The organism is Streptomyces roseirectus (assembly GCF_014489635.1).
GTDB lineage: Bacteria > Actinomycetota > Actinomycetes > Streptomycetales > Streptomycetaceae > Streptomyces > Streptomyces roseirectus.
The window spans coordinates 7,506,283-7,528,235 of record NZ_CP060828.1 but is presented as its reverse complement, the minus strand read 5'-3'; the positions used below and the strand labels follow the sequence as shown (position 1 = coordinate 7,528,235).

The window sequence follows — 21,953 nt, the reverse complement described above, 5'->3', positions numbered from 1 at the left end:
GCGCGGAGCAGGCCGGGGTCGTGGACGCCGGCGCGAGGTTTGCCCCGTCGCCCGGTCCGCGCCCCGCGCAGGAAGTGAGCCCACGGCAACCCCCGGGAAACGCCGGGGCAATCCCCGGGAATCCCCCGCGCCCTAATTTCTGTCGAACGACAGAAACCATCGCGCGCGGAGGCCGACATGCCCACAGCGACCACTCACGGAGCCCGAGCCCACGCACGGTCCCAGCACGGCGCGACGGCCGAGGCGATGCCGACGGTCCCGGCGACGGCGTGGCCGAACCCGCCGTGCGAGGCGGGTCACCTGGTCTGGGCGGAGACCGTCGCGGGCGGCAACTACACCCACCGGGTCCTGGCCAGGGGAACGGAGCTGAGGCTCACGGACGTCCAGGGAGACGCCTGCGCCCACCTCCTCCTGTACGCCGACACCCGCCCCTGGGAACGTCTGAACACGGCGGACACGGTCAAGGTCCAGTGGAACGCGTACGCCACCGAGGGCACCGTCCTCCTCTCCGACCAGGGCCGGGCCCTGGCCACCCTCACCGCGGACACCTCGGGCCGGCACGACACCCTGTGCGGCACCTCGACCCTCGCCCGCAACACGTCCCGCTACGGCGACGGCACCCCCCACTCCCCCACCCCCGCCGGCCGCGAGCTCCTGAAACTCGCGGCGGCCAAGAACGGCCTGGACCCACGGGACCTGCCCCCGTCGGTCTCCTTCTTCCAGGGCGTCCGCGTGACCGGCACCGGCGCCCTGGAGTTCACCGGCAGCGCGGGCCCCGGCACCAGTGTCACCCTCCGCACGGAACAGGACGTCACCGTCCTCCTCGCGAACGTCCCGCACCCCCTCGACCCCCGCGAGGAGTACACCAGCACCCCGCTGGAGGTCCTGGCCTGGAAGGCGGCCCCGACGACCCCCGCCGACCCCCTGTGGACCGCCACCCCGGAAACCCACCGGGCCTACCTCAACACCGCCGAATTCCTCACCGCGAAGGGCCGGGCATGAACGGGACGACAGTGGTGGCGCCCCGGGCCGCGTGGTCGGCGGTCGTCCGCGAGCACGAAACCCTGACGATCACCGACCTGCACGGCAACCAGGCCGTCGACTTCCTGGTGTACGACGCCCACGACACGGCCATCCGCTACAGCGCCCCCGACACGATCCAGGCCCAGGGCACCATCTTCCTGACGACGGGCAGCGTGCTCCTCTCCAACGAGCACACGCCCCTGATGACGGTGCTGAGGGACGACGTGGGCCGCCACGACACCCTCGGCGGCGCCTGCTCGAAGGAGTCCAACACCCTCCGCTACGGCCACCACACCTGGTCCCAGCACGCCTGCGTGGACAACTTCCTCGCCGAGGGCGCCAAGTACGGCCTCGGCAAACGGGACCTGGTGTCCAACATCAACTGGTACATGAACGTCCCCGTGGAAGCCGACGGCACCCTCGGCATCGTCGACGGCATCTCCGCCCCCGGCCTCTCCCTGACCCTGCGCGCCGACCGCGACGTCCTCGTCCTGGTCTCCAACTGCCCCCAGATCAACAACCCGTGCAACGGCTTCGACCCGACGGCCGTGGAGATGACGATCGAGGCGGCGCCGTGACCTTCGACACCGTCCTGATCGCCAACCGGGGCGAGATAGCCGCCCGTGTCATCCGCACGGCCCGTCGGCTCGGCCTGCGCACCGTCGCCGTGTACTCCGACCCCGACCGCACCGCCCCGCACGTCCGCCTCGCCGACGAGGCCGTACGCCTCGGCCCGGCCCCGGCAAAGGACTCGTACCTCGACGCCGGCCTCGTCCTGAAGGCCGCCCAGGACACCGGCGCGGGCGCGATCCACCCCGGCTACGGATTCCTCTCCGAGGACGCCGGCTTCGCGAGGCACTGCGCGGACGCCGGCCTCGTCTTCGTCGGCCCCACCCCCGACCACCTGGACCTCTTCGGCGCGAAACACACGGCGCGCGCGGCAGCCCGCGCGGCCGGCGTCCCCCTGGCCCCCGGCACGGGCCTGCTGGCCTCCCTGGACGAGGCCCTGGAGCGGGCGGCGGCGATCGGCTACCCCGTGATGCTGAAGGCGACGGGCGGAGGCGGCGGCATCGGCATGTCCGCCTGTCACACCCCCGGGGACCTCAAGGGCGCCTGGGAGTCGGTGCACCGCGTCGCCGCCGCCTCCTTCTCCTCCGCCGGCGTCTTCCTGGAACGCCTCGTGGCACACGCCCGCCACATCGAGGTCCAGGTCTTCGGCGACGGCCACGGCAAGGTCGTCACCCTCGGCGACCGCGACTGCTCCCTCCAGCGCCGCAACCAGAAGGTGGTCGAAGAGGCCCCGGCCCCCAACCTCCCCGACCACATCCGAGCCCAACTCACCGCGAACGCCCGTGACTTGTGCGCCTCGGTCGCCTACCGCTCCGCCGGGACCGTCGAGTTCGTGTACGACGCGGCCCGCGAGGAGGCGTACTTCCTGGAGGTCAACACCCGCCTCCAGGTGGAACATCCGGTCACCGAGGAGATCCACGGCGTCGACCTGGTCGCCTGGATGCTGCGCCTCGCCCAGGGCGACACGTCGGTCGTCGCCGCCCCGCCCGCCCCCACCGGCCACGCCGTCGAGGCCCGCCTCTACGCCGAGGACCCCACCCGCGAACACCGGCCCAGCGCGGGCCTGTTGACGCGGGTCGCCTACCCGGACGGCGTCCGCGTCGACGGCTGGGTGGAGACCGGCACCGAGGTGACCACGGCCTACGACCCGATGCTCGCGAAGGTCATCGCCCACGGCACCGACCGCGCCGACGCGCTGCGCCGCCTCTCACAGGCGCTGGCCCGCACCAGGATCGACGGCATCGAGACGAACCTCGGCCTGCTCCGCGCGGCCCTGGACCACGGCGAGTTCACCTCGGCCACGCACTCCACGGCGACCCTGGCGACGGTCACCGACCCCACGCCGCGCATCGAGGTCGTCTCCGCCGGCACGCTCACGACGGTCCAGGACTGGCCCGGCCGCACCGGTCATTGGCAGGTGGGCGTCCCTCCGTCGGGCCCGATGGACGACCGGTCGTTCCGCCTCGGCAACCGCGTGCTGGGGAACCCGGAGGGGGCGGCGGGTCTCGAATGCACGCTTCAGGGGCCGGAGTTGAGGTTCACCCATGCGGCGCGGGTGTGTGTGACGGGTGCACCGGCGTCGGTGACGGTGGACGGCACTCGGGTGCCGCGGGGGGAGCCGGTGACGGTCCCTGCGGGGGGCGTGCTGAAGGTCGGCGCCCCGACCGAGCACGGCCTGCGCACATACGTCCTCTTCGCGGGCGGCCTCGACGTCCCCGAATTCCTGGGCAGCGCGAGCACGTTCACACTGGGCCGGTTCGGCGGACACGGTGGCAGGGCGCTGCGGACGGGAGACGTCCTGCACGGCGGAACGGCCACCACAACAGAACAAGCCCCCCAGCCCACCGAACCCGCCACCCCCTTCACCTCCACCTGGCACCTCGCCGTCACCGAAGGCCCCCACGCCGCCCCGGAGTTCTTCACCGAGGCCGACATCCACGACTTCTACACCGCCGACTGGAAAGTCCACTTCAACTCGGCCCGCACCGGCGTCCGCCTGGTCGGCCCCAAGCCCCGCTGGTCGCGCACCGACGGCGGCGAGGCGGGCCTGCACCCCTCCAACATCCACGACACCCCGTACTCGGTGGGCGCCGTCGACTACACCGGCGACATGCCGGTCCTCCTCGGCCCCGACGGCCCCTCCCTCGGCGGCTTCGTCTGCCCGGCGACGATCCTCTCCACGGAACGCTGGAAACTGGGCCAGCTCCGCCCCGGCGACACGGTCCGCTTCACCCCGGTCGACACAACAGGCGCCCCCCGCAAGGAGATCGAGGACGGCGGCATCCTGGCCCGCGACGACGACGTCACCTTCCGCCGCAGCGGCGACGACAACCTCCTGGTCGAATTCGGCCCCATGCAGCTGGACCTGGCGCTGCGGATGCGCGTCCACGCCCTCATGGAAGCGGTGACGGACGCGGCGATCGAGGGCGTCACGGACCTCACCCCGGGCATCCGCTCCCTCCAGATCAAGACGGACCCGGCACGCCTGCCCCTGACCGAACTCCTGCCGCAAGCCATGGAGTTGACCAGAAACCTGCCGCCCACAGCCCAGCTCACCGTCCCCTCCCGCACGGTCCACCTCCCCCTCTCCTGGGACGACCCCGCCACCCGCGAGGCCATCGCCCGCTACATGGCCGGCGTCCGCGACGACGCCCCCTGGTGCCCCTGGAACATCGAGTTCATCCGCCGCGTCAACGGCCTGGCCGGCGTCGACGACGTGTACCGGACGGTCTTCGACGCCGAGTACCTGGTCCTGGGCCTCGGCGACGTCTACCTCGGCGCCCCGGTCGCCACCCCGCTCGACCCCCGCCACCGCCTGGTCACCACGAAGTACAACCCGGCCCGCACCTGGACCGCCGAGAACTCCGTCGGCATCGGCGGCGCCTACCTGTGCGTCTACGGCATGGAGGGCCCCGGCGGCTACCAGTTCGTCGGCCGCACCACCCAGGTCTGGTCCCCCTGGCAGCAGCGCGGCGCCTTCGAACCCGGCAAGCCCTGGCTGCTGCGCTTCTTCGACCGCATCAGGTGGTACCCGGTCGACGCGGACGAACTCCTGGACCTGCGCGCCGACATCACCTCGGGCCGCTTCGTCCCCCGCGTCGAGGAGGGCACGTTCTCCCTCGCGGAGTACGCACGTTTCCTCGCCGAACACGCCGACTCCATCGCCGAGTTCAGGCAGGGCCAGCAGCGGGCGTTCACCGCCGAACGCCAAGCCTGGGAAGCGGCGGGCGAGTTCACGCGCGCGGAGGCGGCCGACACGCCCACGCCGCCGCCCGCACAGGTCGAGATCCCGCCGGGCGGCCGTCTCGTCGAGGCCGAATTCGCCGCGTCCGTCTGGCAGTTGAACGTCAGCGCGGGGGACGAGGTGATCGCGGGCCAGCCCCTGTTGGCGCTGGAGGCGATGAAGATGGAGTCCAGAATCCACGCCCCCGCCCCCGGCGTCGTCCATGAGATCCTGACGAGACCCGGCGACCAGGTGGAAGCCGGCACCGCACTCCTCGTCCTGGCCCCGCCCTCACCCGCACCGCGCACCCCGGCCGTCCACTGACACAGGAGCCGCCCCATGCTCACCGCCCGAGTCCGCGCCGCCTACGCCCGTATCGAGGCCGTCGACCGCCCGGAGATCTGGATCAGCCTCCGCCCCCAGTCCGAGGTGGAGACCGAGGCGCGGGCCCTGCAAGCCCGGCTGGACGCGGGCGAACACCTTCCCCTCGCCGGCCAACTCCTCGCCGTCAAGGGCAACATCGACGTGGCGGGCCTCCCGACGACCGCCGGCTGCCCGTCGTACGCGTACGAGCCCGAGGAGGACGCCGCGGTGGTCGCCCGCCTGCGCGCGGCCGGTGTCCTCGTCCTCGGCACCACGAACCTCGACCAGTTCGCGACCGGCCTGGTCGGCACCCGCTCGCCCTACGGCGCCGTCCGTAACGCCCACGACCCGGCCCGGATCAGCGGCGGCTCCAGCTCCGGTTCGGCCGTCGCGGTGGCCCTGGGCATCGCGGACCTGGCGCTCGGCACGGACACGGCGGGCTCGGGCCGCGTCCCGGCGGCCTTCAACGGCATCGTCGGCCTCAAACCCACCAAGGGCTCGGTCTCGACCCACGGCGTCGTCCCGGCCTGCGCCTCCCTGGACTGCGTGACCGTCTTCGCCCGCACGGTGAACGAGGCCGAGGACGCCCTGGACCACATGACGAGCAGCGCACGCTACACCGTCCCGCGCACCCCGGGCCCCTGGCGCATCGCGATCGCCTCCCCCGAGCACCTCGGCGAGATGGACGAGGGCTGGCAGCAGGCGTACGACGCGACGGTCCGCCGGCTCCGGTCCGCCGGCGCCGAGATCCGCACCCTCGACCTCACGCCGTACACCGAGGCGGCGGCGATGCTGTACGAGGGCGCGTTCGTCGCCGAGCGCTACACGGCCGTCGGCGCCTTCGTCGAGAAGGGCACCCCCGACCTGGATCCCACGGTGGCCGCGATCATCACCCGGGCCCGCGACGTCCCGGCCCACCAACTCTTCACCGACCAGGAGAAGCTGGCGGTCCTGCGCACCCGCGCCTTCAAGGAACTCCACGACTCGGACGCCCTGCTGCTCCCCACCACCCCGACCCACCCCACCCTGGCCCAGGTCGCGGCCGACCCCTTCGCCACCAACGCCCGCCTGGGCCGGTTCACCAACTCCACGAACCTCTTCGGCATGACCGCCCTGGCCATCCCCGCCGGCCGCGTCAACGGCCTCCCCTTCGGCGTCATGCTCCTCGGCCGCCGCCACTCGGAGGAACACCTCGCGAGGATCGCCGACTCCCTGCCCCAGGAAGTCCACCTAGCGGTAGTAGGCGCCCACTTGACGGGCCAGCCCCTGAACCACCAACTCCTCACCCTGGGCGCAACCCTGGACCACACCACCACCACGTCCCCGCACTACCGCCTACACGCCCTGAACACGACACCCCCGAAGCCGGGCTTGGTGCACGTGGGAGAGGGCGGCGCGGCGATAGAAACAGAGGTCTGGCGCCTAACTCCGGAGTCCCTGGGCCACTTCCTCTCAGCCCTCCCCCGCCCCATGACCCTGGGCAGGGTAGAACTGGCAGACGGCACCCAGATAACGGGCTTCCTCTGCGAACCAGCGGCACTGGAAAACGCAGAGGACATCACGTCATATGGAGGCTGGCGCTCATATCTCAACAAGCGCTAGGCATCTGCCGGTCAGGGGCGCGGGGAACTGCGCGACAAGCCACGAAGCACCCGCACCCGCCGACGCACCCGTCACCCCACCGACGAGTAGGCCACCACCCCCCGCAACACCCCCTCAACCGCCTTCCGCGCAGCCTTGGGCACAGTCGACCCCTCCTGCGGAGCAGCCGCAGCAACCTGCCCCAACACATCGATCACCTGCTTGCACCACCGCACGAAATCCCCCGCAGGCATCTCCGCCTCCCGCAACACCTCATCCAGCCCCTTCCCGGAAGCCCACGAGTAAGCGGCCCACGCGAACCCGAGATCCGGCTCCCGCTGCCCCACCCCTTCCGTCTGACTGATCCGGAACTCCTCCTCAAGCCCGTCCAGCCGCCCCCAGATCCGCACCATCTCCCCGAGCGCCGCCTTGGCAGCCCCGGACGGCAGCTTGGGAGCCATCGCGTCATCCCCGACCCGCGCCTCATACACCAACGCCGAGACGCACGCCGCGAGTTCAGCGGGCGACAACCCCTCCCACACCCCCGCCCGCAGACATTCACTGGCGAGCAGGTCGAGTTCGCCGTACAGCCGGGCCAACCGCCGCCCGTGCTCGGTGACTTCGTCCCCACGCAGATAGTCCAGCTCGGTCAGCAGCGCGACGATCCGATCGAAGGTCCGGGCGATCGTATTGGTCCGCCCCTCGATCCGCCGCTCCAACTGAGACGTGTCCCGCAGAAGCCGGTAATACCGCTCGGCCCAGCGCGCATGGTCCTCGCGCTCGGCGCACCCATGACAGGGGTGCGCGCGCAACGCGGCCCGCAGACGCGCGATCTCACGGTCGTCAGCGGCCTGGGCCCGCTTCTTGCGGGCCCGCTCCGGCGGAATGTGCCCGGCCTTGGTCCGCAGAGCGGACGCGAGGTCGCGGCGGGACTGCGGGGAGCGGGGGTTGAAGGTCTTCGGGATGCGCATCCGGTCCAGTGCCTCGACCGGCACGGGGAAGTCCATCGACGCGAGCCGCTTGACCTGCCGTTCGGCGGTCAGCACCAACGGCCGTGGCCCGTCGTGGTGTTCGAACCCGCGGTGCCCGTTGGCGCGGCCTGCGGGCAGCCCCGGGTCGAGGACGAGCGCGAGCCCGGCGTACTTGCCGGTCGGCACGTGGATGACGTCCCCGGGCTTGAGCCGTTCCAGCGCGACGGCGGCCTCGGCGCGCCGCTGGGCGACGCCCTGCTTGGCCAACTCGGTCTCGCGGTCCTTGAGTTCGCGCCGCAGCCGGGCGTACTCCTCGAAGTCCCCGAGGTGGCAGGTCATCGACTCCTTGTAGCCGTCGAGCCCTTCCTCGTTGCGCTGGACCTGCCGGGAGATCCCGACGACCGACCGGTCGGCCTGGAACTGCGCGAACGACGTCTCCAGCAGTTCCCGCGACCGATGCCGCCCGAACTGCTCGACGAGGTTGACGGCCATGTTGTACGACGGCCGGAAACTCGACCGGAGCGGGTACGTCCGCGTGCCCGCGAGCCCGGCCAGGTGCTCGGGGCTCATGGCGCGCTGCCAGAGCACGACCGCGTGCCCCTCGACATCGATGCCACGCCGCCCCGCCCGCCCGGTGAGCTGCGTGTACTCCCCCGGCGTGATGTCCGCGTGCTGCTCGCCGTTCCACTTGACGAGCTTTTCGAGGACGACGGACCTGGCGGGCATGTTGATGCCGAGCGCCAGCGTCTCCGTCGCGAAGACGGCCTTGACGAGTCCTCGGACGAACAGTTCCTCGACGACCTCCTTGAAGGTCGGCAGCATGCCGGCGTGGTGCGCGGCGATGCCCCGCTCCAGACCCTCCAGCCACTCGAAGTAGCCGAGGACGTGCAGGTCCTCGCGCGGGATCGAGGCCGTGCGCTCCTCGACGAGCGCGCGGACCTCGGCCCTCGCCTCGTCGTCGTTGAGCCTGAGCCCTGCGTACAGGCACTGCTGGACGGCGGCCTCGCAGGCGGCGCGGCTGAAGATGAAGGTGATCGCGGGGAGCAGGCCCTCGGCGTCGAGGCGTTCGATGACCTCGGGGCGGCCCGGTGTCCACACGCGTGAGCGGGATCTCCGCTCCCGCTCGCGGTCGGCCTCGCGCATCCGGCCGCGTCTGCGGTCCTGGTACGAGGGCCGTTGCGCCTCCATCCGGGCCAGCCGGGTGAGGTCGGGGTTGACGGCCTTCTTGCTGCCCTCGCCCTCCTCGAACAGGTCGTACATGCGCCGTCCGGCCAGCACGTGCTGGAACAGGGGGACGGGGCGGTGCTCGGAGACGATGACCTCGGTGTCGCCCCGGACCGTGTCGAGCCAGTCACCGAACTCCTCGGCGTTGGAGACGGTCGCGGAGAGGGAGACCAACGTCACCGACTCGGGGAGGTGGATGATCACCTCTTCCCACACGGCTCCCCGGAACCGGTCGGAGAGGTAGTGCACCTCGTCCATCACGACGTATCCGAGGCCGAGCAGCGTCTGCGAACCCGCGTACAGCATGTTCCGCAGCACCTCGGTCGTCATCACGACCACCGGCGCGTCGGAGTTGACGCTGTTGTCGCCCGTCAGCAGCCCGACCTTGTCCGCGCCGTAGCGGCGGCACAGGTCGGCGTACTTCTGGTTGGAGAGCGCCTTGATGGGAGTCGTATAAAAACACTTCTTCCCCTGCCCCAGAGCCAGATGAACGGCGAACTCACCGACGATCGTCTTCCCCGACCCCGTAGGAGCGGCAACCAACACCCCCTTCCCAGCCTCCAGCGCCCGACATGCCTCCACCTGAAAAGCATCGAGCCCGAACTCATACATCTCGCGAAACCCAGCCAACGCAGTCGCCTGCTCGACAGCACGCCTACGCGCCGCCGCATACCGCTCAGCCGGAGAGAGTTCCTCTGTCATCGTGCCTTCGAGCTTACTGGCCCCCACCGACAACGGGACGATCATTATCCGGATCCCGGACGAACGGCGACGGCCGGACACCTCGCGGGCATCCGGCCGTCTCCTGTCCTGGAAGGACGGTCAGGTCACGTCGTCGTACCCGTTGACCCGGTCCGTGCTGGACTGGCCGGGGAGGGCGCGGGAGGAGGAGACCGCCTCGACCTCGCCGATGTCGGAGGGGGTCAGGTCCAGTTCGGAGGCTTCGTCGTCGGCGGGGCCCAGCGCCTCACGACGGCGCTTGCGGCGGTCGTTGAGGAGGGAGAAGCCGGTCGCGGCGAAGTACAGGGCGACGATGGGGGCGGCCAGGGACAGCATCGAGACCGGGTCGACCGTCGGCGTCGCGAAGGCCGCGAAGACGGTGACGCCCATGATCATGCCGCGCCACCAGCCGAGCATCCGCTGACCGGTGACGATCCCGGTGAGATTGAGCAGGACCAGCAGCAGAGGCAGCTCGAACGAGAGGCCGAAGACGATCACCATGCGGGTGACCAGGTCCAGCAGATCGTCGAGCGGTAGCAGGTTGACCGTGCCGTCGGGGGTGAAGCCGAGCATCACCTCGGCCGCGGCGGGCAGCACGTGGTACGAGAACCAGCCGCCCGCGAGGAACAGCGGAGCGCCGGCGCCGACGAACGCGTACGCGTACTTCCGCTCGTGCTTGTGCAGGCCGGGGGCGATGAACGCCCACAGCTGGTAGAGCCAGACCGGGCTGGCCATGACGACGCCCGCGGTCAGCGACACCTTGATCATCAGCGTGAACGGGCCCATCAGACCCGACATCGTGATGTTGCCGCAGGCCCCGTCCTTCTGCTTCGCCAGTTCGGTGAACGCGGTCTTGCAGCCCACCTCGTGCCGGATCGGCTCCGTCAGGACGTTGATGATGTCCTGGTAGTAGATGGCACCGATGACCGCGCACAGGACGATGGCCAAGACCGCCTTGCCCAGGCGGTTGCGCAGCTCACGAAGGTGCTCCACGAGGGGCATCCGCCCCTCGGGATCCTTCTCCTTCTTGCGGGCAGACTTGAGCAACCCACGTTCCCATCTCGTGCGGCGGGCCGGTGTTCACCGGCCCTGCGTCAGCGCTTGGTGGAGTCCGTCGGCTCGGTGACCGGGCGGGAGCTGGTCACGTCGCCGGGGGCCGCCTGGATGGTGCGCTGCGCCTGGTCGCCGGGGGTGGGCGGGGCGGACGGAGCGGCGGCGCTGCTGCCACCCTCCTCCTTCATCGCCTTGGCCTCGCTCTTGAGGATCCGCGCGGACTTGCCGAGCGAGCGGGCCATGTCCGGAAGCTTCTTCGCGCCGAACAGCAGGATGATGACGACGAGGATGAGAATGATCTCGGGGGCTCCGAGCCTTCCGAACATAAGTCTTTACCTTCTCACCGAGGCGGCTGGGTGGGATGCTGTCCGACCGGTCGGACAGGTGTCCGAACGATCGTGCTCACAGCGATCGTAACGCCCGGGGGTGAACGTGAAGCAATCCCTGTGCGTACTCCCGGTTCCGCGAATCGGGCCTCGTTATCCGGTCCGCGACCAGCAGCGTACCCGCCGCACCCACCGGCGCGGGAGGGCGAAGTCGCCCAAATCGCATCAGCCGCCGGACTCACAGGACAGCACAGCCGCCCTCAGAGCGAGTCGACGGCCCGAGCGGTCCGCACCGCCGCCCGCTCCAGCTCCTCCGCGGCCAGCCCGATCCGCTCGGCGGACTCGGCGACCTGCGCCCCCAGCCGCCGCGCCTCCACGAACACCCGCACCGCGAGCACCCCCAGCACGAGCAGCCCGAGAAATCCCACAGCAACCGCGACCATCGCCCAGAACATGCCCCGAGCCTAGACGCTCCGCCCCCACCCGATCCCCCCGGTCACACATACACCCCCCCTTGACGGCCACACCCCCCACGACCGCGCGCCCTCCCCCTACGCCCCCGTCAACCGCAACACCCGCACCCCACCCCCCACCAGCAACTCCACGATCCGCTCCCCCGCCGGCTTCCGCACCGCCACCTCGCACTCGGGACACGTGAACGAGTAGAACGTCGTCCGCTCACTCCCCCCGATCGCCAGCATGAACGCCGCGGCCCCCAACTGGAACCGCCCCCGGCACTCAGGGCACCCGGCGGTGAACACCACCGGCGTGACGGCCTCGATCCCCACGTCCCGCATCCCCGCGAACGCGGTGGCCACGGTCATGCCCCGCCCCTCGGCCGACTCCCTCACCCAGCCGCTCCCCTCGTCTCCACCTGCTCGTACGCGGCCAGCGCCTCCCGCGCCGCGCGCCGCGCGCTGTCCGCGAGATCCTGCGGGGCGACGATCCGCCCGTCCGCGCCGAGCCGCAGCGCGAGCCTCCGCAGCGACGCCGGATCAGGTGTGCGCAGGGTGATCCGCAACCCCCCGTCCGGCAGCTCGTCCGCGCTGTCGTGGGGGTAGTACTCGGCGACCCAGCGCCCCCCGGGCCCCACCTCGACGACCACCTCGGGATCCTCGGCGGCGGGCTGCACGAGCCCCAGCGACAGGTCCCGCAGCTCCACCTCGGGCGGCGCCGACGGCTCGTCGAGGATCTTGATCTCGGCGACCCGGTCGAGCCGGAACGTCCGCCGCGCCTCGGACCTGCGGCACCACGCCTCGACGTACGTGTGCCCGACGGTGACCAGGCGGATCGGGTCGATCTCCCGCTCGGTGACCTCGTCGCGCGCGGGCGAGTAGTAGCGGATCCACAGCCGGCGCCGCTCGGCGATCGCCCGGTCGACGTCGGCGAAGACCCCGCCCTCGGACTCGAACGTCACCGAAAGGCGCGCGCTCGCTCCCGCGGCCTCCCCCGCGGCCGTCTCGACCTTCGCGGTGGCCCGCAGCAGCGCCTGCCGGTCCCCCTCGCGCAGCCCCGGCAGCGTGGCCACCGCGCGCGCGGCGACCAGCAGCGCCGTCGCCTCGTCGGCGGCGAGCCGCAGCGGCTCGGCGACGTCGTCCGGGTTGTGCCACCAGATGTGCTCGCCGTCGGTGTCGATGTCCAGGAGGTCACCGCCCCGGAAGCTCGTCCCGCACATCGGCAGGACGTCGAGGTCGGCGACCAGCTCCTCCTCGCTGATCCCGAACGCCCGCGCCACGTCCTCGACGCGCGCGCCGGGCCGCTCCCGCAGATAGGTCACCAGCGACAGCATCCGCCGCGTCTGGTCGATCGCGTTCACCGGCCGTACCGGTTTGCCCGCCATGCTCTCTCCCCGCCCCCTCAGCCCTTGGCCACGGCCCGCAGCCGGTCCACGACGTCCGCCCGCAGCCCGGCGGGCTCGACGACCACGACGTCCGGCCCGAACTCCACCAGCCAGGCGTCCAGACCGTGCCCGTACGGAATCTCCAACTCGTCCCAACCGTCCCCGAGTTCCCGCACCGCCGTCGCTTTCGCCCGAAGGGGGTACCCGGCGCCCGCCCGCAGCCGGATGACGGCGCTGCGGTCGGCGTTCTCCCCGGCCCAGCTCGCGACGGTCTCCCGCACGGTCACGACGTCCGGCACCGGCGCGGTGAACCCGTTCCCGCGCGTCCGCACCCGCCCCGTGATCCGCGACAGCCTGAACACCCGCTCGGCGCCCCGCTCCCGGTCGTACCCGGCGAGGTACCAGTGCCCGCGCCAGCACTCCAGCGCCCACGGCTCCACATGCCGCGTCTCGGGCCGCGCGGCGGTCACCTTCCGGTAGTCGAAGACCACCGGACGGCGGTCGCGGCACGCCAGCATCAGCGGCTCGAACGCCGCCTCGTGGACCGGGATGTGGGGTTCGAGGGCGCTGTGCGCGCCGTACGGGTCGACGTCCTCCGGCAGGCCGGCCGCGCGCAGCTTCTGCAGCGCGCCCGAGGCGGCGCCGGCGAAGCGCGCCTGCTGCCACACCTTCGCGGCGAGCCCGAGCGCCGCGGCCTCCTCGGCGTCCAGGGTGATGGGCGGCAGCCGGTTGCTGTCCTTGCGGGCGAGGTAGCCGACCTCGCCGTCCAGGTTCTCCACCGTCTCGATGACCAGGCCGAGTTCGCGCAGATCGTCCTTGTCGCGCTCGAACATCCGGTTGAAGGCGTCGTCCGCGCCCGGCGTGCCCTCCCCCGGCCGGCCGGCCTCGACATATGCCTCGATGGAGTCGCGCAACTCCCGCTTGCTGAGCGGCCTGCGCGTCCCCAGCAGACACAGCGCCAGGTTCATGAGCCGCTCGGCCTTGGCAATGGCCATCGACGCCCTTCGCCTTTCCTATGGTGCTTCCGACGGATGACCGTACCGCCCCGCGCCGCCCCGGCAAAAGCCGAGGGCCCATGCCCGTACAGGCATGGGCCCCACTCGGTCAGCACCGGTCGTGCGCTGCTCAGACCGCGATCAGGTCGACCACGAAGATCAGCGTGGAACCGGCCGGGATCGCCGGGGTCGGGCTCTGGTCGCCGTAGCCCAGGTGCGGCGGGATGGTCAGCCGGCGACGGCCGCCGACCTTCATGCCCTGCACGCCCTGGTCCCAGCCCTTGATGACCCGGCCGGCGCCCAGCGGGAACTTGAACGCGGAACCGCGGTTCCAGCTCGCGTCGAACTCCTCGCCGGTCGCGAAGGTGACGCCCACGTAGTGCACGGTCACGTTCTGACCGGCCTGCGCGACCGGGCCGTCACCCTCCCAGATGTCCTTGATCTCAAGGTCCGCCGGCGGCTCGCCCTCGGGGAAGTCGATCTCGGGCTTCTCGATGCTCACGTCAAACTCCAGCTTGTTCACAGAAAGGCAACCCGCACAGTCTTACATCCCGCGCGGCGTCACGAAGAAGCCAGGATGTCCACCGTGAACACCATCGTCGACGTCTTCCCGATCCCCGAGTCGCTCGGCGGGTTGTCCCCGTAGCCCAGCGAGGGCGGCACCACGACGACGACACGGCTGCCGACCTTCTTGCCGGTCAGCCCCTGCGCCCAGCCCTTGACGACCTGCTGGAGCGAGAACGACGTCGGCGCGCTGCGCTGGTACGAGGAGTCGAACTCCTTGCCGGTCTCCCAGACGACGCCCTTGTACTGCACGACCAGCGTGGAGTCCGCCTTGACGACCGGGCCGTCGCCCTCGATGACGTAGTTCGCCACCAGGCCCTTGGGCGCCGCCGACTTCGGGACCTCGACGGACGGCGCCTTCCCGTCGGTGTTCGTCCCCACCTTCGGCAGCGCGGCGTCGTCCTGCGCGACGTCCTTGCCCTTGGCGGAGGAGGTGCCGTTGAACGTGTCCAGCACGTCCACCACGAACACCAGCGTGTCCGTGCCCTTGATGCCCGCCTGGGACTGGCCCTGCGAGCCGTACCCCCAGGTCGGCGGGACGGAGAACTCGACGCGGCTGCCGGTCTTCTTGCCCGCGAGCGCGTACCGCCAGCCGTCGATGATGCTGCCCTGCGCGAGCTGGATGAACAGCGGGGTCTTGCGGTCGTAGGAGTTGTCGAAGACCTTGCCCGTGTCCCAGATCTGGCCCAGGTAGTTGGCCCACACGTAGTCCTTCTCCGCGATCGTCTTCCCGCCGCCCGCGACCAGCGTCTTCACCGCGAGCTGGTCGGACGGGGTGCCGCTGCCCTTGGCCACCGTCGGCTTCTCGCCGACCTTCTGACCCGCCGTCACGGCCGGCAGCGGACCGTCCACGATCTTCGGCGCGGGGGCCGCCGACGACGCCGAGTCCGAGGCGGACGGCGACACGCTGTCGCTCGCCTTGTTCGAGTCGGACTTGTCGTCGCCGCAGCCGGCGAGCGTGACCAGCCCCGCGGGGACGGCGGCCAGGATGAGGGAACGTCGGCGCACGGTGGAAGCCTCGTAATCGGTCGATCTTGTGGATGGCGTGCGCGCAACTCTACGGCGTGCAAAGGGCGCCGTACTGGAAACGTACGGCGCCCGTGTTGCGTTCCGGCCTGTCACCGGAAAGGGTCGGTCACATCCCGGCGATCAGTTTCTCGACCCGGTCGTCCACCGACCGGAAGGGGTCCTTGCACAGCACCGTCCGCTGTGCCTGGTCGTTCAGCTTCAGGTGCACCCAGTCCACCGTGAAGTCCCGGCGCTGCTCCTGCGCCCGCCGGATGAAGTCGCCCCGCAGCCGGGCCCGGGTGGTCTGCGGCGGCACCGACTTGCCCTGGAAGATCTTCAGGTCGTCACAGATCCGCGCCGCCTGCCCCTTGCGCTCCAGCAGGTAGTACAGACCCCGGCGACGGTGGATGTCGTGGTAGGCGAGGTCGATCTGCGCCACGCGCGGATGCGACATCGTCATGTTGTGCTTGGCCCGGTACCGCTCGATGAGCTTGTACTTCATCACCCAGTCGATCTCGGTGCCGATCCGGTCCAGGTCCTCCGCCTCGATCGCGTCCAGCGTCCGGCCCCACAGTTCGAGCACCTGCTCGACCGTGCCCGTCCGGATACCGCGCCGCTCACAGAAGTCGACGGCCTTCTCGTAGTACTCGCGCTGCACCTCGAGCGCCGACGCCTCGCGCCCGCTCGCCAGACGCACCTTGCGCCGGCCCGTGATGTCGTGACTGACCTCGCGGATCGCCCGGATCGGGTTCTCCAGCGTCAGGTCCCGCATCACCGTGCCCGCCTCGATCATCCGCAGCACCAGGTCGGTCGCGCCGACCTTCAGCAGCATCGTCGTCTCCGACATGTTCGAGTCGCCCACGATCACATGCAGACGGCGGTAGCGCTCCGCGTCCGCGTGCGGCTCGTCACGCGTGTTGATGATCGGCCGCGAACGGGTCGTCGCCGACGAGACGCCCTCCCAGATGTGCTCCGCCCGCTGGCTCACGCAGTACACCGCACCACGCGGCGTCTGCAGCACCTTGCCCGCGCCGCACAGCAGCTGACGCGTCACCAGGAACGGGATCAGGATGTCCGCGAGCCGGGAGAACTCCCCGTGCCGTGCCACCAGATAGTTCTCGTGGCAGCCGTAGGAGTTCCCGGCCGAGTCCGTGTTGTTCTTGAAGAGGTAGACGTCGCCCGCGATTCCCTCCTCGTGCAGGCGCCGTTCCGCGTCCACCAGAAGTCCTTCGAGAATGCGCTCGCCGGCCTTGTCGTGAGTGACCAGCTCGGTCACGTTGTCACATTCGGGTGTCGCGTATTCAGGGTGCGAACCCACATCGAGATAGAGGCGGGCTCCGTTCCGCAGAAAGACATTGCTGCTGCGGCCCCATGACACGACACGGCGGAAGAGGTACCGCGCCACCTCGTCAGGAGACAGACGCCGCTGTCCCCTGAACGTGCACGTGACGCCGTACTCGTTCTCCAGCCCGAAAATGCGGCGGTCCATGACTGAACATTACGCCCGATCCCCCGAACTGAAACGGGGTTCGGCAGCACGGTTCGGATCATTTTCCGACGACACCACAACCACCCCGTCAGCGGCCGGCACTGCCATTACCCTCCTCGTCGCCAGCAAAACCAGCAACGCGGCACCACCCGCGAGAGAGGGCACCGCGAACCCCCACAGCGTGCCCCCCGCCTCCACGACCGGCCCCGCGAGACCCGCCCCCGCCGACTGCCCCACCGTGAACATCGTCACCAGCCACGAGAACGCCTCCGTCACCGTCCCACGCGGCGCGTACCGGTCCACCAGGACGAACGCGCACGTCAGCGCCGGCGCCAGGAACACCCCCGCGAGCACCGTCAGCGCCACCATCGCCGGCGCCCCCGGCCGCAGCGTCAACGGCACGTAGCACACCGCCAGCAGCGCCACGATCACCACCAGCCGCCGCTCCGCCGGACCCCGCCACGACCGCGCCCCGTACACCGTCCCGCCGACCAGCGCGCCGAACCCGATCGCCGCCATCAGCCAGCCGTACACCACGTCCCCGCCGTGCTCGTCCGCGTACGGCACCGACGCCACCGTGATCGACCCCAGCGCGACCCCCACGAACACGCACGCCCCCAGCAGCGCCAGCAGCGCGGGCGAGCGCAGCGCGCCCAGCCAGTGCGCCTCGCGCGGTGCCGAGCGCCACGCGCGCGCGGGCGGCGACACCACCACCGACAGCGCCCCCAGCACGCCCACCGCGTTGATCACCAGCAGCGCCGCCCGCTCCGACCACACCGACACGCACACCGTCACCAGCAGCGGCCCCAGCGTGAACATCACCTCCTGCGCGACCGCGTCCATCGCGTACGCCGTGTGCACCTGCTCCTCGCGCTTGAGCACCGACGGCCACAGCGCCCGCAGCCCGCCCTCCAGCGGCGGTGTCAGCAGCCCCGAGACCACCACGGCCGTGTACGCCTGCCACAGGGGGTCCAGGCCGCTCCAGGCGAACACCGCCATCGCCGCCGCCGCGCCCACCGCCGCCGGCAACTGCACCTTCGGCTGTCCGCGCAGGTCCACCAGCCGTCCCAGCAGCGGCTGTCCCACCGCGTTCGCCACCCCGTACACCGCCGCCAGCACACCGGCCAGGCTGTAGGTGGCGCCCTCCGCGCGCGCGAACAGCACGATCGTGACCGCCGCCGTCGCGCACGGCAGCCGCCCCACCAGCGTCCCGGCCAGCAGCCGTGCCGCGTACCGCGCCCGCACGACCTCCGCGTAACCCGCCAGTCCCCCGGCCATCCCGCCTCCCGCCATCAGTGTTACGTATAACGTCCGGGGTCATACGTAGCATGACCCAAGACAACCGGTCCAGACCGAGACCGGAGCGCCCGGAGGCGAACGACCCACAACCGGAGGCAGCCCCAAGGTGGCACGCAACACCACGCGCCCCACGAGCCGCGACGTCGCCCAGGCCGCCGGAGTCTCCCAGGCCGCCGTCTCCCTCGTCCTCGGCGACAAATGGCGCGGCCGCGTCGCCGAGACCACCGCCGAACGCGTCCGCCAGGCCGCCCGCGACCTCGGCTACCGCCCCAACCTCGCCGCCCGCAACCTCCGCCTCGGCCACACCCGCACCGTCCTGCTCGTCGTCCCCGCGCTCACCACCGAGTTCTTCGCCGGCGTCTACACCGGCGCCGCCCGCGTCGCCGCCCAGCACGGCTTCGGCGTCGTCCTCTACCCCTCCCCCGAAGGCGTCGGCCCCGCCCGCGACCCCTTCGCCAGCGCCCAGACCGCCCTCGACGGCGTCATCGCCTCCTCCATGGCCGCCGACGCCCTCACCGCCATCCGCGGCGACCAACTCCCCCTCGTCATGCTCGACAGCGACCCCCACGGCAGCCTCGGCGCCGCCACCGTCAACCTCGACATCGCCGACGGCACCCGCCAGGTCGCCGACCACCTCCTCGGCCTCGGCCACCGCCACTTCCTCCACCTCGCGGCCGACGTCCCCTCCTGGACCTTCCAGGTCCGCGCCGACGCCCTCGCCACCCGCCTCGCCACCGTCCCCGGCACCACCCTGCGCACCGCCCACGCCCCCATCGCCATCGAAGGCGCCCGCGACGCCCTCGTCCAGGCCCTCCAGCACGGCCCCCACCCCACCGCCGTGGTCTGCGACGACGACAAACTCGCCGCCGGCGCCTACAAAGCCCTCCGCCGACTCGGCCTGCGCATCCCCGACGACCTCTCCGTCACCGGCCTCGACGACCTCGCCCTCGCCACCGCCATCGACCCCGAACTCACCACCGTCCGCCTCGACGCCGAACTCTTCGGCGAACGCGGCATGCACACCCTCCTCGCCGTCCTCGACGGACGCAGCCCCGGCCAGGACGACATCCCCGTCCACCTCGTCGTGCGCGGCTCCACCGCACCACCCCCCGAAAAACCCCGCGCCCCAGCCGGATGACCCGGCCGGGGCACGAAACGGGAGACCGCGCCGCCTACTCGCCGTCCCCGGCGTCGCCCGCGTCCTCGGCGCTCTCCGCCTCCGTCGCCGGGCCACCCGCCTCCAACAGGCGCGACAACTGCGGACCCACGATCCGCTTGAACTTCCGCTGCTGCGGACGCGTACGGTCCAGCACCGCGACCTCAAGACGCTCCGCCGGAATCTCCCGCTGTGTCCCGTTCGCCTCCCGCGACAACGCCTGCACCGCCAGCTGCAACGCCTCCGACAGGCTCATCCCGTCCTGATGACGCTGGTCCAGATAGTTGCTGATCAGCTCCGCGTTACCGCCCACCGCGACCGAACCGTGCTCGTCCACGATCGAACCGTCGTGCGGCAACCGGTAGATCTGGTCACCCTCGACCGTCTCACCGACCTCCGCGACCACCAGCTCCACCTCGTACGGCTTCTCCGCCGTCGACGAGAAGATCGTGCCCAGCGTCTGCGCGTACACGTTCGCCAGACCCCGCGCGGTCACATCGTCCCGGTCATAGGTGTAACCCCGCAGATCCGCGTAGCGCACACCGCCGATCCGCAGGTTCTCGTACTCGTTGTACTTGCCCGCCGCCGCGAAACCGATCCGGTCGTAGATCTCGCTGAACTTGTGCAGCGCGCGCGAAGGGTTCTCGCCGACGAACACGATGCCGTCGGCGTACTGCAGGACGACCAGACTCCGGCCCCGCGCGATGCCCTTACGGGCGTACTCCGCGCGGTCCGCCATCGCCTGCTGGGGGGAGACATAGAACGGCGTCGACACCGGTTACCCGTCCCTTTCTGTGGAAGTCACACGATCACCTGACAAGAAACGAGAACCGCCGCTACAGCAGCGCGGCCCGCGGGCCGTCCGGCTGCTCCAGCCGCTTCTCCAGCACCGAACGCGCGATCTCCGCCGACTCGACATCCGTCAGCCTGCGGAAACCCTCGTCGGTGATCACCGTGACGATCGGGTAGATCCGGCGCGCGACATCCGGGCCACCCGTCGCCGAGTCGTCGTCAGCCGCGTCGTACAGCGCCTGCACCACCAGCGTCGTCGCCTCCGACTCCGACAGGTCCGCGTGGTACAGCTTCTTCATCGCGCCCCGCGCGAAGATCGAACCCGAACCGACCGCCGCGAAGTTCTGCTCCTCGGAACGGCCGCCCGTCACGTCGTAACTGAAGATGCGGCCCTTCGCGCGGTCCACGTCGAAACCGGCGAACAGCGGCACGACCGCGAGGCCCTGCATCGCCATCCCGAGGTTCGACCTGATCATCGTCGACAGGCGGTTCGCCTTGCCCTCCAGCGAGAGCTGCGCGCCCTCCACCTTCTCGAAGTGCTCCAGCTCCAGCTGGAACAGCTTCACCATCTCCACCGCGAGGCCCGCCGTGCCGGCGATCCCGACCGCCGAGTACTCGTCCGCCGGGAACACCTTCTCGATGTCCCGCTGGGCGATCATGTTCCCCATCGTCGCCCGGCGGTCCCCCGCGAGGATCACCCCGCCCCGGAACGTCACCGCGACGATCGTCGTCCCGTGCGGAGCCTCCACCACACCCTGCACCGGCGGCAACTGCCGCTTCCCCGGCAGCAGTTCCGGCTGGTGCTCGGACAGGAAATCCATGAACGACGAGGACCCAGGCGTCAGGAAGGCAGCTGGTAGACGCCCGGTGCTACGAGTGTTGGCTTCCACGAGATTCCTTCCAGGTAGGAGGCCGCCCGACGAACCGCATCGGGGTCGTCCCCCAACTTGCCGATGGCCGAATTGCAGTTGAAGCACAGTACGCCACGGACCCTACCCGTCTCATGGCAGTGATCCACATGAACGGCGGGGGCTTTCAGGCAGATGACACACAGCCCCTTCTGCTCCGCGATCATCTCGTCCCGCTGAGATTCGGTGAGGTTGTAGTTGCGCTTGAGGTGCCTGGCCCGCCCGCAGGCGCGACAGTATTTATGCCCCGGAGGTGCTTCCACCCTCGGCCTGACGTTCTTCCCCTTGGCCAGTTGCCGAGCCTGGTGATACGCCGACCAACACTCCCGGCAGTACGCCTGAAGGCCGCCCCGCGCCGCCTTGTTACTGGCGAAGGCCGCTCGCGGCTTGTCCTCCTTGCACCGCGAGCAACGCTTCACCTCTTGCCCCTCCGACACAGAAGCCCCCGCTCTCCCCTCCCGAAGGGGCAAATCGGACTATTCCCCACCTTTCTGCACGAACCCACGCACGAAGTCCTCGGCATTCTCCTCGAGGACATCGTCAATTTCGTCAAGAACCGAGTCGACGTCGTCGCTCAGCTTCTCGTGGCGTTCCTTGAGGTCTTCCGAGCCCTGTGTCTCCGCGGTCTGCTCCTCGACCTCCTCGGTGGAGCGCGTCGCCTTCTGCTGGCCGCCGCCGGTGTCCTTGGTCGCCATAACCTTCACCCCGCTCAGTTCGCCCGCTATGTCGGTGATGATCAGACCCTACAAGCCGGGTCCGACATCGGCCCCGCAGTTGGTACAACGTGCGGGGGCCACCTCGATGATTCCCGGGCGCGGGGGTTTCCACCCGTGCGCGGGGATCATGTG

The 21,953-nt window shown here is 70.7% G+C and carries 20 protein-coding genes; 5 read left to right on the top strand and 15 right to left on the bottom strand.

The window, feature by feature from the left end; translation table 11 throughout:
* The first annotated feature begins 177 nt into the window (after positions 1 to 177).
* Genes IAG44_RS32375 through atzF form a run of 4 tightly spaced genes read left to right on the top strand, consistent with a single transcriptional unit; the run spans position 178 to position 6,781 of the window.
* A complete protein-coding gene (locus tag IAG44_RS32375) occupies positions 178 to 1,002 on the top strand; it encodes an urea amidolyase associated protein UAAP1 (protein ID WP_187750630.1) in 825 nt (274 codons plus the stop codon).
* The gene (locus IAG44_RS32370; protein WP_187750629.1) at positions 999 to 1,601 is read left to right on the top strand and encodes an urea amidolyase associated protein UAAP2; all 603 of its coding nucleotides are present in this window, start codon (positions 999 to 1,001) and stop codon (positions 1,599 to 1,601) included. Before IAG44_RS32375 ends, IAG44_RS32370 begins: the two co-directional genes overlap by 4 nt.
* A complete protein-coding gene (locus tag IAG44_RS32365; protein WP_187750628.1) occupies positions 1,598 to 5,140 on the top strand; it encodes a 5-oxoprolinase/urea amidolyase family protein in 3,543 nt (1,180 codons plus the stop codon). Before IAG44_RS32370 ends, IAG44_RS32365 begins: the two co-directional genes overlap by 4 nt.
* Positions 5,141 to 5,155: 15 nt before the next feature.
* Complete coding sequence (gene atzF, locus IAG44_RS32360; RefSeq protein WP_187750627.1) at positions 5,156 to 6,781, top strand: allophanate hydrolase; 1,626 nt, start codon at positions 5,156 to 5,158, stop codon at positions 6,779 to 6,781.
* 71 nt (positions 6,782 to 6,852) lie between these two features.
* On the opposite strand, the gene IAG44_RS32355 is transcribed toward atzF, so the two are convergent.
* From IAG44_RS32355 to IAG44_RS32305, 11 genes are all read right to left on the bottom strand, one after another.
* Complete coding sequence (locus tag IAG44_RS32355) at positions 6,853 to 9,702, bottom strand: DEAD/DEAH box helicase (protein WP_187750626.1); 2,850 nt, start codon at positions 9,700 to 9,702, stop codon at positions 6,853 to 6,855.
* 75 nt (positions 9,703 to 9,777) lie between these two features.
* Positions 9,778 to 10,722 (bottom strand): twin-arginine translocase subunit TatC, encoded by a 945-nt coding sequence (gene tatC, locus IAG44_RS32350; protein ID WP_187750625.1) that lies wholly within the window; start codon positions 10,720 to 10,722, stop codon positions 9,778 to 9,780.
* Between the two features lie 47 nt (positions 10,723 to 10,769).
* Entirely contained in the window at positions 10,770 to 11,054 is a 285-nt protein-coding gene (tatA, locus tag IAG44_RS32345; RefSeq protein WP_187750624.1) for a Sec-independent protein translocase subunit TatA, read from the bottom strand.
* Between the two features lie 260 nt (positions 11,055 to 11,314).
* The gene (locus IAG44_RS32340) at positions 11,315 to 11,509 is read right to left on the bottom strand and encodes a hypothetical protein (protein ID WP_187750623.1); all 195 of its coding nucleotides are present in this window, start codon (positions 11,507 to 11,509) and stop codon (positions 11,315 to 11,317) included.
* Positions 11,510 to 11,605: 96 nt separating this feature from the next.
* Positions 11,606 to 11,878, bottom strand: a complete 273-nt coding sequence (locus IAG44_RS32335) for a hypothetical protein (RefSeq protein ID WP_187750622.1) — start codon at positions 11,876 to 11,878, stop codon at positions 11,606 to 11,608.
* Positions 11,879 to 11,901: 23 nt separating this feature from the next.
* The gene (locus tag IAG44_RS32330) at positions 11,902 to 12,894 is read right to left on the bottom strand and encodes a helix-turn-helix transcriptional regulator (RefSeq protein WP_187750621.1); all 993 of its coding nucleotides are present in this window, start codon (positions 12,892 to 12,894) and stop codon (positions 11,902 to 11,904) included.
* 17 nt (positions 12,895 to 12,911) lie between these two features.
* Positions 12,912 to 13,889, bottom strand: a complete 978-nt coding sequence (locus IAG44_RS32325) for a helix-turn-helix transcriptional regulator (RefSeq protein WP_187750620.1) — start codon at positions 13,887 to 13,889, stop codon at positions 12,912 to 12,914.
* A gap of 130 nt (positions 13,890 to 14,019) precedes the next feature.
* On the bottom strand, positions 14,020 to 14,391 hold the full coding sequence (locus IAG44_RS32320; RefSeq protein ID WP_187750619.1) for an FKBP-type peptidyl-prolyl cis-trans isomerase: 372 nt from the start codon (positions 14,389 to 14,391) through the stop codon (positions 14,020 to 14,022).
* 59 nt (positions 14,392 to 14,450) lie between these two features.
* Entirely contained in the window at positions 14,451 to 15,461 is a 1,011-nt protein-coding gene (locus IAG44_RS32315; RefSeq protein ID WP_187750618.1) for an FKBP-type peptidyl-prolyl cis-trans isomerase, read from the bottom strand.
* Positions 15,462 to 15,588: 127 nt separating this feature from the next.
* Positions 15,589 to 16,950: a Pup--protein ligase gene (pafA, locus tag IAG44_RS32310; protein ID WP_187750617.1), complete on the bottom strand. Its 1,362-nt coding sequence runs from the start codon at positions 16,948 to 16,950 to the stop codon at positions 15,589 to 15,591.
* A gap of 9 nt (positions 16,951 to 16,959) precedes the next feature.
* Complete coding sequence (locus tag IAG44_RS32305) at positions 16,960 to 18,228, bottom strand: MFS transporter (RefSeq protein WP_187750616.1); 1,269 nt, start codon at positions 18,226 to 18,228, stop codon at positions 16,960 to 16,962.
* Between the two features lie 127 nt (positions 18,229 to 18,355).
* Between IAG44_RS32305 and IAG44_RS32300 the strand changes: the two genes are divergently transcribed.
* On the top strand, positions 18,356 to 19,387 hold the full coding sequence (locus IAG44_RS32300; protein WP_187750615.1) for a LacI family DNA-binding transcriptional regulator: 1,032 nt from the start codon (positions 18,356 to 18,358) through the stop codon (positions 19,385 to 19,387).
* A 34-nt stretch (positions 19,388 to 19,421) separates the two neighbouring features.
* Here the strand turns inward: IAG44_RS32300 and prcA are convergent, their stop codons facing one another.
* The 4 genes from prcA to IAG44_RS32280 all read right to left on the bottom strand — a co-directional run bounded on the left by prcA (position 19,422) and on the right by IAG44_RS32280 (position 21,800).
* Positions 19,422 to 20,180, bottom strand: a complete 759-nt coding sequence (prcA, locus tag IAG44_RS32295; protein ID WP_187750614.1) for a proteasome subunit alpha — start codon at positions 20,178 to 20,180, stop codon at positions 19,422 to 19,424.
* A 61-nt stretch (positions 20,181 to 20,241) separates the two neighbouring features.
* Positions 20,242 to 21,087 carry a proteasome subunit beta gene (gene prcB, locus IAG44_RS32290; protein WP_187750613.1) on the bottom strand — a complete coding sequence of 282 codons (846 nt, stop codon included), beginning with the start codon at positions 21,085 to 21,087 and terminating at the stop codon, positions 20,242 to 20,244.
* Entirely contained in the window at positions 21,039 to 21,272 is a 234-nt protein-coding gene (locus IAG44_RS44835; protein ID WP_319726289.1) for an endonuclease VII domain-containing protein, read from the bottom strand. The genes prcB and IAG44_RS44835 overlap by 49 nt, the downstream gene beginning before the upstream one ends.
* A 309-nt stretch (positions 21,273 to 21,581) precedes the next feature.
* Entirely contained in the window at positions 21,582 to 21,800 is a 219-nt protein-coding gene (locus IAG44_RS32280) for a ubiquitin-like protein Pup (protein WP_187750611.1), read from the bottom strand.
* Positions 21,801 to 21,953: the final 153 nt, after the last annotated feature.

Coding starts and splice junctions, on each gene's coding strand:
- IAG44_RS32305 (WP_187750616.1), bottom strand. CDS start 18,228: ATGGCCGGGGGACTGGCGGGTTACGCGGAGGTCGTGCGGGCGCGGTAC.
- IAG44_RS32340 (WP_187750623.1), bottom strand. CDS start 11,509: ATGTTCTGGGCGATGGTCGCGGTTGCTGTGGGATTTCTCGGGCTGCTC.
- IAG44_RS32370 (WP_187750629.1), top strand. CDS start 999: ATGAACGGGACGACAGTGGTGGCGCCCCGGGCCGCGTGGTCGGCGGTC.
- IAG44_RS32335 (WP_187750622.1), bottom strand. CDS start 11,878: ATGACCGTGGCCACCGCGTTCGCGGGGATGCGGGACGTGGGGATCGAG.
- IAG44_RS44835 (WP_319726289.1), bottom strand. CDS start 21,272: ATGATCGCGGAGCAGAAGGGGCTGTGTGTCATCTGCCTGAAAGCCCCC.
- IAG44_RS32330 (WP_187750621.1), bottom strand. CDS start 12,894: ATGGCGGGCAAACCGGTACGGCCGGTGAACGCGATCGACCAGACGCGG.
- IAG44_RS32375 (WP_187750630.1), top strand. CDS start 178: ATGCCCACAGCGACCACTCACGGAGCCCGAGCCCACGCACGGTCCCAG.
- atzF (WP_187750627.1), top strand. CDS start 5,156: ATGCTCACCGCCCGAGTCCGCGCCGCCTACGCCCGTATCGAGGCCGTC.
- IAG44_RS32325 (WP_187750620.1), bottom strand. CDS start 13,889: ATGGCCATTGCCAAGGCCGAGCGGCTCATGAACCTGGCGCTGTGTCTG.
- pafA (WP_187750617.1), bottom strand. CDS start 16,950: ATGGACCGCCGCATTTTCGGGCTGGAGAACGAGTACGGCGTCACGTGC.
- IAG44_RS32355 (WP_187750626.1), bottom strand. CDS start 9,702: ATGATCGTCCCGTTGTCGGTGGGGGCCAGTAAGCTCGAAGGCACGATG.
- tatA (WP_187750624.1), bottom strand. CDS start 11,054: ATGTTCGGAAGGCTCGGAGCCCCCGAGATCATTCTCATCCTCGTCGTC.
- IAG44_RS32280 (WP_187750611.1), bottom strand. CDS start 21,800: ATGGCGACCAAGGACACCGGCGGCGGCCAGCAGAAGGCGACGCGCTCC.